The sequence below is a fragment of the Chryseobacterium sp. OSA05B genome (genome assembly GCF_019970065.1).
Lineage (GTDB): Bacteria > Bacteroidota > Bacteroidia > Flavobacteriales > Weeksellaceae > Chryseobacterium.
Genome location: NZ_JAHXYH010000004.1, coordinates 179408 through 194105 on the forward strand (window position 1 = coordinate 179408; position 14698 = coordinate 194105).

The window sequence follows — 14698 nt, forward strand, 5'->3', positions numbered from 1 at the left end:
TTTTTATTGTTATTTACTGAGTAAGTCTAACAACTTAAAATTCGTTACAGAAAATTTTCAAAATTTTTTTTCTTTAGGCAATAACACCGCTTCCAATTAGCTCTTCATCAATATACCATGCTGCAAACTGACCTTCCGCAATCGCGGACTGTGGCTCTTCAAATTCAACATACAATGCATTCTCAAACTGATAAAGTACCGCTTTCTGCAATGCCTGTCTGTATCTGAATCTCGCCATGACTTCCATAGATTCCCCATTTTCCAACTTCATATCCTCACGAACCCAATGTACCTCCGAATTGTCGATTTTCAATGCTTTTTTGTGCAGTCCCGGAGAACTGTGACCTTCGCCCACAAAAATAATATTGTTTTCCATGTCTCTGGAGATGATAAAACAGCTTTCTTTATGGCCGCCGATGCCAAGTCCTTTACTTTGTCCGATCGTGAAAAACTGAGCGCCCTGATGCTTTCCGATCACTTTACCGTCAGCTTTTTTATAATTGATTTTCTGGGCTAAAAATTCCAGTTCTTCTTCTTTTGAAGAAAATTCAGGTTTTTCTACCGAGAATAATGGTGAATCTTTGAAGATCTCTACAATTTCTCCTTCTTTAGGAACCAGCTGCTGCTGTAAAAACTGAGGAAGACTTACTTTTCCGATAAAACATAATCCCTGAGAATCTTTTTTATCAGCAGTCACAAGCCCGATTTCTTTAGCAATTTCTCTTACTTCCGGTTTTGTAAGCTCTCCGATTGGAAATAATGCTTTTGACAGCTGATCCTGACTCAGCTGACACAGAAAATAAGACTGATCTTTATTGTTATCCTTTCCGGCTAAAAGATGGAATATTTCCTTTCCGTTTTCGTCAAAAGTAGAATTCACCTGCGCATAATGTCCTGTTGCCACTTTATCAGCGCCTAAAGACATCGCGGTTTTCATGAAAACATCAAATTTTACTTCTCTGTTGCACAAAACATCCGGATTCGGAGTTCTTCCTTTCTGGTATTCATCGAACATATAATCTACGATACGTTCTTTATAAAGCTCGCTCATATCGATCACCTGAAAAGGGATTCCTAATTTCTGAGCCACCATCAGGGCATCATTACTGTCTTCAATCCATGGACATTCATCCTCCAGCGTTACTGAAGCATCATTCCAGTTTCTCATAAACAAAGCCACCACTTCATGGCCTTGCTGTTGCAGCAAATACGCTGTTACACTGGAATCTACACCTCCAGATAATCCTACTACTACTTTCATTGTATTTCAATTTTACGAAACTCTTAACGGGAGTTCTTAGTTTGACCCAGCAAAAATACAATTAAAAAAATTCGCAAAAAAACCATAATTTTAAACATCGATAAAAACAATATTAATATGAAAAAGTTTATTATTCCTTTATTTATAATAATTTCAGGATCAATGTTTTCCCAGGTTTCGGTAGGCACTGATTCCCAGGACAATAATAAATGGACCTTCGGAGGGGGAATAGGTTTAGGATTCGGAAGCAACAGTGCTTTTTACCTGCAGGCTTCACCAAGAGTGGGATATAGGCTGACCGACGATCTTGAGGCGGGTGTTGTAGGAAGTGTTTCCTGGCAGACCTCCAATTATTATAAATCCACAATGTTTGGCGTTGGACCTTTTGCTAATTACTATTTTGCAAGATCCTTTTATGTAGGGGCGAATCTTCAGCAGTATTTTATCAATTATAAAGACAAATTGTATGATTATAAAACCAATGAACAGGAAACTGCTCTATATCTCGGAGGCGGCTATATGCAGAGGATAGGAGGGAGCTCCTTCATGCAGCTTGGGGTGATGTACAATGTACTTTGGAAAGAAAATTCAAGTATATTCTCAAGTGGCCTTGTCCCGAATATAGGTTTTGTGGTAGGACTTTAATTTTTTATTTTCCACGGATCTCATGGATTTATACAGATAATTTCGCAATATTTTTTCTTTTTGACGAAAATTGAAGCATAAACATCCGTACAAATCTGTGAGATCCGCGGGAGAAAATTTAAAAAGACATATTTAAAAACAAAAAAGCACCGGAACATTCCGGTGCTTTTCATTATAATGATATTATTTGTTTACGGTTGAGAAGACTTTTCAGTCGTCTTTTTCGGTTTTGAAGTTTTTCCGGTCAGGCCGTCTTTAGCTTCATTCACGTCAAGAACTACGGTTTCTCCCTCATTTAATTGTTTGTTTACCAGCATTTCTGCCAATAAGTCTTCAATATATTTTTGGATCGCACGTTTCAATGGTCTTGCGCCGAAATCTTTATCCCATCCTTTTTCAGAAATAAAGTTTTTCGCATCTTCGGTTAACTCTACTTTATAGCCTAATTTTTCAAGTCTGCCATACAGTTTGTTCAGTTCGATATCGATAATTTTCTTGATATCATCCTGTACCAGAGAGTTGAAGATCACAATATCATCAATTCTATTCAGGAATTCAGGGGCAAATGCTTTTTTAAGGGCATTTTCAATCGTACTTCTCGCTCTTGTGTCTGAACCTGTTTTCTTAGCAGAAGTTCCGAATCCTACACCGTCTCCGAAATCTTTAAGATCTCTTGTTCCGATGTTTGAAGTAAGGATGATGATTGTATTTCTAAAATCAATTTTTCTTCCTAAACTATCCGTAACATGACCTTCGTCCAGAATCTGTAATAGAATGTTGAATACATCAGGGTGAGCTTTTTCAATCTCATCCAGAAGAATCACAGCATAAGGTTTTCTTCTTACAGCTTCAGTCAATTGTCCACCTTCTTCATATCCAACATATCCCGGAGGAGCTCCAACCAATCTTGAAACCGCAAATTTTTCCATGTATTCACTCATATCAATACGGATCAGAGATTCATCAGATTCGAACAGTTCTCTTGCCATTACTTTAGCAAGCTCAGTTTTACCAACACCTGTTGTTCCAAGGAAGATAAACGTACCAATAGGTCGGTTCGGATCTTTAAGACCGGCTCTGTTTCTCTGAATTGCCTTAACAACTTTTTTCACAGCATCCTCCTGGCCGATCACTTTTCCGTTCAGCTTGTCATCCATCTGAGCTAATTTATCAAGCTCATTCTTGCCAACTTTCGTTACCGGAACTCCACTCATCATAGAAACCACCTCCGCTACATTTTCTTCTGTTACGGTTTCTTTTTTCTCTTTTACATCTTTGTCCCACTTATCCTGGGCGGCATTCAATTCCATCTGAAGACGTTCCTCCTCATCCTTAAGCTTTCTTGCTTCAAGATAATCCTGAGCTTTTACAGCTTTCTGTTTCATTTCTTTGATATCCTCGATTTTCTTTTCAAAATCAATGATTTCAGTCGGAACTTTCATGTTTTTAATATAAACACGTGAACCAGCTTCATCCAATGCATCAATAGCTTTATCCGGTAAGAAACGGTCTGTAATATATCTTGCTGTCAAATTGACACACGCCAGAATCGCTTCCGGAGTATACACTACATTATGATGTTCTTCGTACTTATCTTTAATCTGATTCAGAATCTGAATGGTTTCCTCAATGTTGGTAGGTTCCACCATCACTTTCTGGAATCTTCTTTCCAAAGCACCATCTTTCTCAATATACTGACGGTACTCGTCCAGCGTAGTGGCTCCGATGCATTGAATTTCGCCTCTTGCCAAAGCTGGCTTGAACATATTGGATGCATCCAGACTTCCCGTAGAACTTCCTGCACCTACAATGGTGTGAAGCTCATCGATAAATAAGATGACGTCTCTGTTCTTTTCCAGCTCAGTCATGATCGCTTTCATTCTTTCTTCGAACTGACCACGGTATTTGGTTCCGGCAACTAAACTCGCCAGATCCAAAGTAATAACGCGTTTTCCGTAAAGAACTCTCGACACTTTCTTCTGCTGAATTCTTAAAGCCAGTCCTTCTGCAATGGCAGATTTACCAACTCCCGGTTCACCAATAAGAAGAGGGTTGTTCTTCTTTCTTCTCGATAAGATCTGAGAAACACGCTCAATTTCTTTTTCACGACCAATTACAGGATCCAGTTTTCCGTCTCTTGCCAAAGAAGTTAAGTCTCTACCAAAGTTATCCAATGTAGGGGTTTTACTTTTTGCAGAGCCTAAATTTCCTGAAGGCTTCCTCATCTGCTCAAATTCCTCGCGGTCATCATCATCGTCATAAGCACTCATCTGTGGTGCCTGTCCGGAATTTTTAAGCATCGTCTGGTATTCCTTTGAAACTCCTTCATAGTCGATGTCATAAGCTCCTAAAATGTTTGAAGTAGGGTCCTCATATTTGTAAAGAATGCCTAAAAGCAGATGAACGGTATTAATTTCATTGCTTTTATACTGTCTGCATTCTAACTCTGCACGTTTGATCGCATGGTCTGCCATCTTGGTGAAAGAAATATTAGTAACCTCCTCAGAAATAGGATTAAGACTTGCTGTATTTAAAGTTTCAATTTTTCTTCTGATTTGTGTTAAATCCGCATTAAGGTTTTGAAGGATTTCTTTTGCAGAGTTTTCCGTTTTTATAATACCTAAAAGTAGATGTTCTGTATTAAGAAATTCACTTTTCAGCCGTTTAGCTTCGCTTTTGCTTTGTTTGAACACTTGGCTCAAACCTTGTGAAAACTTATAATCCATAATATATCTCATTAGAATAATAGCAACAGTGCCAATTATTCATTATCTAAATTACAAATATTTTACCAAAAATCAATTAATGACTTTATGGCAGAAAAAATTTTATTATCTTATTGAAAATGATTAAGTTTGTTATCCTTTAAAATTTCCCCATGAATCCCGAAATTACTACTTATATCGGATATTCTGCATCAGTTTTTATAGTATTGAGTTTCATACTGAAAGATGTAAGAAAAATTAGAATAGTCAATATGATAGGCTGTATCTGTTTTGTCATTTATGGTGTTTTTAATGGTTTGCTTTGGCCGGTTATCATTCCAAACGGTCTGATTTGCTTTATTCAGATCTATTATTTAATATTTGGCGGGAAAAAATAATGAAGAAGAAAATATTGACCTCTGCTTTCAGTAATCTATACACGGACCAAAGAATTGAGAAGGTTTGCAAGACCCTTTACGACAATGGTTATCCTGTAGAAGTCATCGGAAACGACTGGGGCGGCAGCGAAAAAATGGAACGACCTTATCCTTTTTCGAGAATAAAATTAAAATCGACAAGTTTAAAAACGGCCTATTTTGAGTTCAACTGGAAACTATATAAGCAATTAAAGAAAAAAGCCGATCAAAATACCATTCTTCACGCCAATGATATCGATGCACTTCTTCCCAATTACCTGATTGCAAAAAAACTGAATATTCCTTTGGTATTTGACAGCCATGAGATTTTCACGGAAATGCCAGCAATACAAAACAGATTTTCACAGAAATTATGGAGAGTGCTGGAAAGAAATATCCTTCCCAAAATAGAATTCATGATGACGGAAAGTCAGAGCTACGCCGAGTGGTTTAATGAAAAGTATAGGGTAGATGCCGTTGTCGTAAGAAATATTCCCAGAAAAATCCTTTCTGCACCTGCAATTCCTGACAATCATCCTAAAATAATACTGTATCAGGGAGCCGTAAACCAATCCAGAGGAATCGATAGAGTGATTCTTGCGATGCATTCCATTCAGGATGCCGTTTTAAAAATTGCAGGAGACGGCCCTTTAAAAAAGACATACGAAGATCTTGTTGTTCAGGAAAAACTACAGGATAAAGTTTTTTTTCTGGGTAAACTGAAGCCGGAAAATCTTAGAGAAGTAACCAAAACGGCAGATATAGGGTTCAGTCTTGAAGAAAATAATGGAGTAAGTTATTTCTATTCTCTTCCCAACAAAGTATGTGATTATATTCAGTCCAGGGTACCGCTTGTGATGATTAATTTTCCTGAAATGCAGCGTATTAAAAGCCAGTTTGATATAGGAGAAATGGTTACCGATCATCAGCCGGACACGATTGAAAAAGCCATTAACAGAGTGCTTAAAAGAGGGAGAAAGGATTACGGTAACGAACTTGATAAAGCGGCAGATGTATTTTGCTGGGAAAATGAAGAAATGAAAATTTTACAGCTTTTCGAAAAAGCATCTCACAAATTATCTTTATAAAATTGGCTATCTTTGCAAAAGATAATTGTTAAAACATGACCATTAAAGAAAAACAGCAGGAAATAATTGACGAATTTGCGTTTCTTGATGACTGGGAACAGAAATACGAGTATATTATTGATCTTGGAAAAGAGCTAAAAGGTCTGCCCGAAGACAGAAAGACAGATGATAATCTGATCAAAGGCTGTCAGAGCAAGGTGTGGATCGATGCTGAATTTAAGGGAGGTAAGCTTTTTTTCGATGCTGATTCAGACGGGATTCTTCCAAAGGGGATTGTTTCTCTTTTGGTAAGTATTTACAGCGGTCATTCTACACAGGAAATTTTAGATTCTGATTTTGAATTTATTGCAGAAATCGGACTTCAGGAATTTCTTTCGCCATCCAGAGCAAACGGATTAATGGCGATGACCAAACAGATTAAATTTTACGCAGTTGCCTACCAGCTAAAATCTTAGCCTTTGACCAGAATTCTAGCATATCGTTTTTCCGCTTTCGGTGATGTTGCGATGACAGCACCTGTCTTCAGGGAGTTTCTGGAGCAGAATCCTGACGTGGAAATTATCATGGTTTCCAGAAAAAATTTCGAAAGTTTGTTTTCTGATATTCCGAACGTTACATTTAAAGGGATTAATCTTGATGAATACAAAGGTTTTTTTGGATTGAGAAGACTCGCCAATGAACTGATCGAGGAATTTAATCCTGATTTTATCGCCAATCTTCATGATGTGATCCGAACCAAAATTCTTGATAAAATCTACAGAAGAAAAGGACTTAAAGTCTTTAAAATCAATAAAGGAAAAGAAGAAAAAGAAGCACTCACCGATGTGTGGAATCTGAACAAAGTGCAGTTAAAAAAAACGGTGGAACGTTATGCAGATGTGTTTCGCGCCATGGGTTTTAAAGTGGAATTATCCAATAAACTCAGGCCGGCACCGGGAGAAAAATCAGGAATTGGTTTAGCTCCTTTCGCGCAACATAAAGGAAAGATGCTTCCTTTAGAAAAATCATACGAACTGGCCAGGATTCTGGCGCAAAAATATAAGATCTATTTCTTCGGTGGCGGGAAAAAAGAAACCGAAACGCTGGAAAAGTGGGAAAGAGAAATCCCGAATACAAAAAGCCTTTCAGGAAAATTAAACCTTTCGGAAGAGCTTCACAAGATCTCAGAACTTGAACTGATGATCTCCATGGATTCTGCCAATATGCACCTGGCGAGTCTTATGGGGACCAGATGTGTTTCGATCTGGGGTTCAACGCATCCTTATGCGGGGTTTTTAGGCTTTGGACAGAGTGAAAATGATGTGGTTCAGGTAAAAGATCTTACCTGCAGGCCTTGTTCCGTTTTTGGGGATAAAGAATGCTACCGTGGCGACTGGGCATGTCTTGAAGAACTCAATGTTCAGAAGATTGTTGAAAAAATTCAGTTATAATGGTGCTGTCGGTCTGTATTCCTGTATTTAATTTTGATGTCCGCAGTTTGGTGTCAGATTTAAAAAAACAGATCGAAGCCGATGAAATCAGCGCAGAAATTATCCTGATCGACGATGCATCAGATGCGAGCTATAAAAAAACGAATCATCTACTTCAAAACGAAGGCAATCAATTTATTTTCCTTGAAAAAAATATAGGACGGTCCAGAATAAGGAACCTCTTCCAAAAATATGCGGCAGGGGAGTATCTGCTCTTTCTGGATTGTGATGGAAAAATAACAGCGGAAAATTTCATAAAAAAATATACTGATTTTATCCAAAAGAACCCGGAGGCCAAGGTTATTTACGGAGGAAGAAGCGTTTTAGGGGCTGTTCCGGATCATGAAAATTATTTAAGGTGGAAATTTGCCGTTGAAAGAGAAAACCTGCCTGTAGGCCTTCGTTTGGATAAACCCTATTTAAGTTTTCAGACCAATAATTTTATCATCAAAAAAGATACGTTTGAAAAGGTGTGTTTCAATCCTGATTTTCAAAAATATGGCTATGAAGATCTTCTTTTTGCAATGGATTTGAAATCTGAAAATGTAAAGATTGACCATATTGACAATACGATCCTTAATAATGATCTGGAAAGCAATGCGGTCTATCTTGAAAAAGTGGCGGAATCTGTGGAAAGTCTCGCTAAAATGCTCAAAGATGAAAGCCTTAAAGCAAAATTGGCTGAAGTGAAATTAGTCAGATTGTACAATCAGCTGCCCTTAAAATCGGTTATGAGATTCTTTTTAAGTGATACAATGCTGCTGGGAGTAAAGAAAAAGCTTTTAAAAGGAGCTGTTAATCTGCGGTATCTTGATCTGTACAAATTGGGACTTCTCATGAAGAACATGAAATAATATCTCTAGATCTTAAGATAAGGCATAAAAAAAATCTCCCAGTTTCCTGAGAGATTTTATTGGGAGTGTTCATTAAGGATGTTATCCTTTTTCTCGCATTTATTTTTTGATGAATTTTTCAGTCACTATTTTTCCATCATTATTTTTTCCTTTTATAATGTAAGTTCCTTTTGGAAGATGGCTTATGTCAACAATTAATTTTTCATCTTTTCTTTTTACTTTTGCTTCCATTTTTTTGCCGTCTATTGTGATCAACTCGATGTTTTTATCCAGACCTTCCAGGAAAACTTCATAGTCTGCAGGGCTCGGATATATGTTGAAATCTTTTATAGTATTGCTTTCATGGGTAGAAAGTGAACTTGGCGTTTTAAAATCGAATCTTCTCATAACAAGTTTCCAGTTAGACTGTGCACAATAGAAATTGTCCATCGTTTCTGCAATAATCAACTTGTTTCCCTGTCGCATAACTTTAGTGGCATTGTGTAAGCCCGGAAGTCTGCTGACTGTTACATAGCCGTTGGTGTTGTATGTGGTGTCGGCATTTCCGTTGCTGTTAAGCTTCCCCACAATAAAATTATTTGCGTTGAATTCTCCAAAAACATAGAAGCTATTATCAATGAAAAAAGTATTGATCGGGTTGACTACATTAGATCCGAATTTATAGCCATTACTGAAAGTGGTATCAAGGGCTGATCCGGGAAGGATTTTTACGATTAAATAACGGCTTGAACCGCCTGTGCTTACTACCAGTCCGTTATCAGGAGTGATAAAAGTAAAAGTATTGTTATTGTAGTAGGAATTATAACTGGTTACTGTAAATATACCATTGGTGCCAAAATTGGCGATCGGCGTTCCGTTAATATCCGTTTTAAAAACAACAATATTCGCATCGTCGTATACGGGACTAGTTCTTTTCTTTCCTGTAAATAAAAGATTACCATCATTATCAATATTCACATTGGTGAAAAGCCAGTTCGGGCTGGTTGCAAAATCTATTATTCCGTTGGTTCCGAAAGTAGTTACCAAAGCTCCGTTCTGATTGTACTTAAACATGGCAGAGTAGTATTTGTTGTCGAAATTTTTTTTAACAGCGGTGATAATGATTTCGTTGCTGCTGGTTTCCACCCAGTCCCGGATGAAATAATCTGTCGGCATACTTACATAGCCATTTATACCCCATGAGCTTATATGGGAGCCCGCGGCATTCATTTTTACAAGACGTGAATATTGGTCAATGATAAAATAATTTCCATCATTTGATGGTTTCATAGCATCTACAACACCGGAGTTATCAAGAATACCATTTTGATTATAGGTAGTATCAAGAATCCCGTTCTGATTGAACTTTGAAATAATTCCCGTATAATAACTTGTTGCACTGCATCCCCAGTTGGAAACTCCCCCAACAAGAAAATCATTATTGGGAAGAAGAATCATGCTCTTTCCATGGAAGCCTTTGAAAGGACTTGAACTGACGGTGAACTCTGTGGTTCCGTTGTTTCCGAAAGACATGTCCTGAGTGCCTGGAGACTGACTTTTTATAAATGAAGTTATGAATAAAGAGAGTAGAAATATATTTTTCATGTAATATTAGTTTTTGAGTGAATATAAACAAAAAAAATCTCCCAGTTTCCTGAGAGATTTTGTGGGCCCTGAGGGATTCGAACCCCCGACCCTCTGGGTGTAAACCAGATGCTCTGAACCAACTGAGCTAAGAGCCCTGAACTTTTTTTGAAAGGCTTCAGTTACCTTTGTGTGGGCCCTGAGGGATTCGAACCCCCGACCCTCTGGGTGTAAACCAGATGCTCTGAACCAACTGAGCTAAGAGCCCCTATACTTGTTTCCTCGTTTAGAGTGGTGCAAATATACGACTTATTCGGAAATCTCCAAATTTTTTTCTAAAAATTCTCCGACTACAAAGTTACTTCCGCCGATAAAAATCATTTCTCCTTTTGTACATTGCTCTTTTGCAGAAAGATACGCTTCTTGCACAGAATCGAAAATTTTATAAAAAATTTTGGCCTCCTGCAGTAGATTTTCATAGTCTTCGGGATGTCTTCCTCTGTTGATGGATGGTTTTGCAAAATAAAACTCAGAATTTTCAGGAAGAAGGGCCATGACTTCATCTATCTTTTTGTCATTAACAAACCCCAAAATGACGTGCTTGTGCCGGTCTATAGAATTCAGCTGGGAAAATACATACTCAAGTCCGGCCTGATTGTGGCCCGTATCACAGATGGTAAGCGGGTCCTGAGAAAACTCAAACCAACGACCGATAAAACCTGTATTTTGATGCACATGAAGCAGCCCGTTCTCTATATTTTGATCAGAAATACTGATATTCAGCTTTTTTAATTCTTCAACTAATGCAAGTACAACGCGGATATTTTTCTTCTGATAATTTCCTTTAAGATCAGAGATAAGATCCGCTTGTAGGGTTGTTGCGTCAATAAACGGTGCATTTTCAAGTTCAGCCTTCTGTTTGATGATATTTTTAACCGTACTCGTTTCGTCTCCTGAAATGATAGGGATATGAGGTTTGATAATCCCCGCTTTTTCTGCTGCGATCTCCTCAATAGTGTCTCCTAAAATATTCTGATGATCCAATTGTACATTGGTAATGGCAGCTACCAAAGGCTGAATGATATTCGTGGAATCCAGTCTTCCGCCAAGGCCGACTTCAATAATGGCAAAATCTACCCCTTGCTGGTAAAAATATTCAAAAGCCATGATTGTGGTAAACTCAAAAAAAGAGGGAAGAATATCCTCGGGCAGGGTTTTCAGTTTTTGAATAAATCCGAAGACAAATTCCTTATCACAGTTTTTTCCGTTGACCTTGATGCGTTCTGTGAAGTCGATAAGGTGTGGGGAGTTGTATAAACCTACTTTATAGCCGGCATCCTGTAAAACAGAAGCCAGCATATTACTCGAAGATCCTTTTCCATTGGTTCCTCCGATATGGATGCATTTTATCTTTTCCTGAGGATTGTCAAAAAAATCACACAACTTTGTAATATTGTCTAACCCAGGTTTATAGGCCTTCAGCCCGTCGATCTGATAGTTGGGAGCCTGTACGAAAAGCCAGTCTACAGCTTCCTGATATTGTCCGTTTGTCATGATACAAAATTCATAAAAGTTTTTTTAAAATAAAATATTAATTATTAAAACTGTAACTTTTTTATATTTGGCTCGTCTAATATTGAAAATTATTAATATGAAAAAAGTTTGGATTATCGTTTTTGGATTAACCTGTCTGGGCCTGAGTGCTCAGAAGAAATGGTCCTTAAGAGAATGTGTAGACTATGCCGTAGAGCATAATCTTCAGGTTATCCAAAATCAATATTCTAAACAGATCCAGGATTCAAACCTTAAAATGGCCAAAAATCAGTATCTGCCCTCAGTATCCGCAAGTATGTCTAATAATGTGAGTTTCGGGCAGACTTCATTTGGAACAGGAAGTTTGAGGAATGACAGGTTCAGTAACAGTGCTAATCTGGGAGCAGATATTTTACTGTTCAATAATGGAAGATTGGAGAAAACCGTCAGAAAAACTCAGTTTGATGTAGAAGCCAGCCAATATGATGTGGAAACGATCAAAAATGATATTTCCCTTCAGATTGCACAACAATATCTCACAACCCTCCTGAATAGAGAAATCGTAAAGATCTCGGAGAGCGCTGTTGAAAATGCCCAAAAGCAGTACGACAGAGCAAAAATTACAACTCAGGTTGGAACTACAGCTCAGACCATTCTTGCAGAAGCAGAAGCGGCATTGGCGAGGGAGAAGCAAAACCGTAAGACCGCTGAAATTAACGTTGGCAGAAGTCTTTTTGCCATGGCACAGCTCTTACAGCTTCCCGATTACAAAGATTTTGATATTGAATATGTGGAGGTTCCTGATCAACTGGAACAACCATTAAAATCAGTGGATGAAGTTCTTACCACGGCTTTTGAAAATCAACCTCAGGTTAAAGCCGCACAAAGCAGGATCAATTCTGCCTTAGCACAAACAGAAGTAAGTAAAACGGCTTTCTGGCCGACGCTTACAGGAAGTGTGGGAATAGGAAGTTTTTACAATAATCTTTTAACTACGGATAATATTGGAAGTGAATTTCTTTATGTCAAAGAGAAAAAATTTTTCCCGCAGTATAAAGATAATTTCGGACAGAATGCCAGTGTTTCACTGAATGTTCCTATTTTCAATAAAGGAATCACCAAACTGCAGGTAGAGCAGTCTAAAATAAACGAAAGCGTTGCTAAGATTACTCTTGAGCAGCAAAAGCAGACGGTAAGGCAAAATGTACAGAAGGCACAGTTTGATGTAGATGCCAACTATGAGACCTTCCTTTCGGCTGTAGAAACAGAGAAGAGCACAAAATTAGCATTAGAATTTGCTGATAAAAGCTATACGGCAGGAAGAACGACTATTTACGATGTAAATGTGGCCAGAAATAACTATGCAAACGCACAGGGCTCCGTGGCGCAGGCGAAGTACAATTATCTTTTCAGTCTTAAATTGCTGAATTTCTATGCAGGAATTCCATTAACTTTGTAAAATGTCTATCCAGTCATTAGAAAAATATTTACCTCAAAATACACTAAAATACTTAAGGGTTTGGTTTGCAGATTACTTTATTCACATTAAAGTTACACGCAGCCGGAACTCCAAACTGGGAGATTACAGAAAACTTCCTGATAACTCCCATGAAATAACGGTGAATTCAACATTGACTCCACCGCTTTTTTTCTTTGTGCTTACCCATGAACTGGCCCATCTTATCGCGTTTGAGAAATATGGCCGCAGAATATCGCCGCACGGCACTGAATGGAAAGAAACATTCAGAAATATGCTTCTCGAAAGCCTTGATGTGTATGATGAAGATCTGAAGCCCATTATCGTCAGATTTTCAAAATCTCCAAAAGCCAATTTTATGGCCAGCCCGGATCTTGTAAGATATTTTCATACTGAAAAACAAGATGATAGGCTACACTTTATAGAAGAACTTCAAAAAGGAGAATATTTTATCTATCGGAACGAAAAGTATTTATTAGAAGGTCTGATTAAAAAAAACTATCTTTGTAAGAACCTGGCTACGGGAAGGAAGTATTCTTTCAAGCCTCTGGCAAGGGTTGAAAAATGTAGGCAAGAATGTTAAAATCAGATAGATACTGTGTCATCATGGCGGGAGGAATCGGCAGCCGGTTCTGGCCTATGAGTACACAGAAATTTCCAAAACAGTTTCAGGATATTTTAGGAATCGGGCGTACTATGATTCAGCAGACGTATGACAGAATCAGCCGGATCATTCCTAAGGAACAGATATTCGTGATCACGAATAAAGAATACGTAGCGCTTTCTCACCAACAACTTCCGGAAATTCCTGAAGAAAATATTGTGGGCGAACCTCTGATGAAAAATACAGCGGCATGTAATCTGTACATGGCGAACAAGATTGCTGAAATTAATCCGGATGCGACGATGATCGTACTTCCGGCAGATCATTTGATCTTAAAAGAAGAAGTATTCCTGGAAAAAGTAGAACTTGCTTTTGATCTTGCTGCCAAGCATGACTATCTGGTCACTTTGGGTATTACGCCTACCAGACCGGATACCGGATACGGATATATTCAGTTTGTAGAAAAGAAAAGTTCAGATTATTTCAAAGTAAAAACGTTTACGGAAAAACCTATTCTTGAGATTGCTCAAAGCTTCCTTGAAAGCGGGGACTTTCTGTGGAATGCGGGGATTTTTATCTGGAATGTGAAAAGCATTCATCACGCATTTGAACTTTACCTTCCAGAAATGATGCAGCATTTTATGGCCTGCGAATATAATTCTGAAAAGGAAAACAGCTGTATTGAAACCATTTACCCGAAAGTACAGAAAATATCAATCGATAACGGAATCCTGGAAAAGGCGAAAAATGTATATGTAATTCCATCGGATCTGGGTTGGAGTGACCTTGGAACCTGGACTTCCGTATACGAAAACACTGAAAAAGATAAAGACGGAAACGCTGTAAAGCTGAAGCATTTCCTCAATTATAATTCCAAAGGGAATATCATCAGACTGAAGAACAATAACAAAGCTGTCATCATCGACGGCCTTGAGGATTTTATTGTCGTAGATACAGATAAAGCATTGCTGATCTGCCCGAGAGACAATGATCAATTGATTAAAGACTATGTTCTTGACCTGAAAAGTTTCAAGAAAGGAGATAAGTTCATGTAAAAATAATGGCTAACTTTCTGCTGATTTT

At 38.0% G+C, this 14698-nt stretch carries 13 protein-coding genes and 2 tRNA genes; 9 read left to right on the plus strand and 6 right to left on the minus strand.

The annotated features are described in order from the left end of the window. Positions 1-73 precede the first annotated feature (73 nt). The gene (mnmA, locus tag LC419_RS16555) at positions 74-1261 is read right to left on the minus strand and encodes a tRNA 2-thiouridine(34) synthase MnmA (protein WP_223608401.1); all 1188 of its coding nucleotides are present in this window, start codon (positions 1259-1261) and stop codon (positions 74-76) included. A 117-nt stretch (positions 1262-1378) separates the two neighbouring features. On the opposite strand from mnmA, the gene LC419_RS16560 reads away from it, so the two are divergent. After that, positions 1379-1906 carry a hypothetical protein gene (locus LC419_RS16560; RefSeq protein WP_223608402.1) on the plus strand — a complete coding sequence of 176 codons (528 nt, stop codon included), beginning with the start codon at positions 1379-1381 and terminating at the stop codon, positions 1904-1906. 191 nt (positions 1907-2097) lie between these two features. Here LC419_RS16560 and LC419_RS16565 read toward each other — a convergent pair whose 3' ends face one another. Then, positions 2098-4632, minus strand: a complete 2535-nt coding sequence (locus LC419_RS16565) for an ATP-dependent Clp protease ATP-binding subunit (RefSeq protein ID WP_223608403.1) — start codon at positions 4630-4632, stop codon at positions 2098-2100. A gap of 152 nt (positions 4633-4784) precedes the next feature. On the opposite strand from LC419_RS16565, the gene LC419_RS16570 reads away from it, so the two are divergent. The 5 genes from LC419_RS16570 to LC419_RS16590 are packed head-to-tail and all read left to right on the plus strand — an operon-like array spanning position 4785 to position 8438. Further along, positions 4785-5009, plus strand: a complete 225-nt coding sequence (locus tag LC419_RS16570) for a uroporphyrinogen decarboxylase (RefSeq protein ID WP_223608404.1) — start codon at positions 4785-4787, stop codon at positions 5007-5009. Further along, positions 5009-6115 (plus strand): glycosyltransferase, encoded by a 1107-nt coding sequence (locus LC419_RS16575; RefSeq protein WP_223608405.1) that lies wholly within the window; start codon positions 5009-5011, stop codon positions 6113-6115. Before LC419_RS16570 ends, LC419_RS16575 begins: the two co-directional genes overlap by 1 nt. A gap of 35 nt (positions 6116-6150) precedes the next feature. Beyond that, on the plus strand, positions 6151-6570 hold the full coding sequence (locus tag LC419_RS16580) for a SufE family protein (RefSeq protein ID WP_223608406.1): 420 nt from the start codon (positions 6151-6153) through the stop codon (positions 6568-6570). Between the two features lie 3 nt (positions 6571-6573). Beyond that, complete coding sequence (locus LC419_RS16585) at positions 6574-7545, plus strand: glycosyltransferase family 9 protein (protein ID WP_223608407.1); 972 nt, start codon at positions 6574-6576, stop codon at positions 7543-7545. Beyond that, complete coding sequence (locus LC419_RS16590) at positions 7545-8438, plus strand: glycosyltransferase family A protein (protein ID WP_223608408.1); 894 nt, start codon at positions 7545-7547, stop codon at positions 8436-8438. Before LC419_RS16585 ends, LC419_RS16590 begins: the two co-directional genes overlap by 1 nt. A 99-nt stretch (positions 8439-8537) precedes the next feature. Here the strand turns inward: LC419_RS16590 and LC419_RS16595 are convergent, their stop codons facing one another. From LC419_RS16595 to LC419_RS16610, 4 genes are all read right to left on the minus strand, one after another. Then, positions 8538-10022, minus strand: coding sequence for a T9SS type A sorting domain-containing protein (locus LC419_RS16595; protein WP_223608409.1), 1485 nt, complete (start codon positions 10020-10022; stop codon positions 8538-8540). 62 nt (positions 10023-10084) lie between these two features. After that, a tRNA-Val gene (locus LC419_RS16600) sits at positions 10085-10159 on the minus strand. Between the two features lie 35 nt (positions 10160-10194). After that, a tRNA-Val gene (locus tag LC419_RS16605) sits at positions 10195-10269 on the minus strand. Positions 10270-10310: 41 nt separating this feature from the next. Continuing rightward, positions 10311-11555 carry a folylpolyglutamate synthase/dihydrofolate synthase family protein gene (locus LC419_RS16610; RefSeq protein WP_223608410.1) on the minus strand — a complete coding sequence of 415 codons (1245 nt, stop codon included), beginning with the start codon at positions 11553-11555 and terminating at the stop codon, positions 10311-10313. 97 nt (positions 11556-11652) lie between these two features. Between LC419_RS16610 and LC419_RS16615 the strand changes: the two genes are divergently transcribed. Genes LC419_RS16615 through LC419_RS16625 form a run of 3 tightly spaced genes read left to right on the plus strand, consistent with a single transcriptional unit; the run spans position 11653 to position 14670 of the window. After that, positions 11653-12993, plus strand: coding sequence for a TolC family protein (locus tag LC419_RS16615; RefSeq protein WP_223608411.1), 1341 nt, complete (start codon positions 11653-11655; stop codon positions 12991-12993). Between the two features lies 1 nt (position 12994). Further along, a complete protein-coding gene (locus tag LC419_RS16620) occupies positions 12995-13594 on the plus strand; it encodes a SprT-like domain-containing protein (protein WP_223608412.1) in 600 nt (199 codons plus the stop codon). After that, on the plus strand, positions 13588-14670 hold the full coding sequence (locus LC419_RS16625; protein ID WP_223608413.1) for a mannose-1-phosphate guanylyltransferase: 1083 nt from the start codon (positions 13588-13590) through the stop codon (positions 14668-14670). The genes LC419_RS16620 and LC419_RS16625 overlap by 7 nt, the downstream gene beginning before the upstream one ends. Positions 14671-14698: the final 28 nt, after the last annotated feature.

Excerpts from the sequence above, each read along its gene's own strand:
- mnmA (WP_223608401.1), bottom strand. The coding sequence starts at position 1,261 with ATGAAAGTAGTAGTAGGATTATCTGGAGGTGTAGATTCCAGTGTAACA.
- LC419_RS16560 (WP_223608402.1), top strand. The coding sequence starts at position 1,379 with ATGAAAAAGTTTATTATTCCTTTATTTATAATAATTTCAGGATCAATG.
- LC419_RS16565 (WP_223608403.1), bottom strand. The coding sequence starts at position 4,632 with ATGGATTATAAGTTTTCACAAGGTTTGAGCCAAGTGTTCAAACAAAGC.
- LC419_RS16570 (WP_223608404.1), top strand. The coding sequence starts at position 4,785 with ATGAATCCCGAAATTACTACTTATATCGGATATTCTGCATCAGTTTTT.
- LC419_RS16575 (WP_223608405.1), top strand. The coding sequence starts at position 5,009 with ATGAAGAAGAAAATATTGACCTCTGCTTTCAGTAATCTATACACGGAC.
- LC419_RS16580 (WP_223608406.1), top strand. The coding sequence starts at position 6,151 with ATGACCATTAAAGAAAAACAGCAGGAAATAATTGACGAATTTGCGTTT.
- LC419_RS16590 (WP_223608408.1), top strand. The coding sequence starts at position 7,545 with ATGGTGCTGTCGGTCTGTATTCCTGTATTTAATTTTGATGTCCGCAGT.
- LC419_RS16595 (WP_223608409.1), bottom strand. The coding sequence starts at position 10,022 with ATGAAAAATATATTTCTACTCTCTTTATTCATAACTTCATTTATAAAA.
- LC419_RS16610 (WP_223608410.1), bottom strand. The coding sequence starts at position 11,555 with ATGACAAACGGACAATATCAGGAAGCTGTAGACTGGCTTTTCGTACAG.
- LC419_RS16615 (WP_223608411.1), top strand. The coding sequence starts at position 11,653 with ATGAAAAAAGTTTGGATTATCGTTTTTGGATTAACCTGTCTGGGCCTG.
- LC419_RS16620 (WP_223608412.1), top strand. The coding sequence starts at position 12,995 with ATGTCTATCCAGTCATTAGAAAAATATTTACCTCAAAATACACTAAAA.
- LC419_RS16625 (WP_223608413.1), top strand. The coding sequence starts at position 13,588 with ATGTTAAAATCAGATAGATACTGTGTCATCATGGCGGGAGGAATCGGC.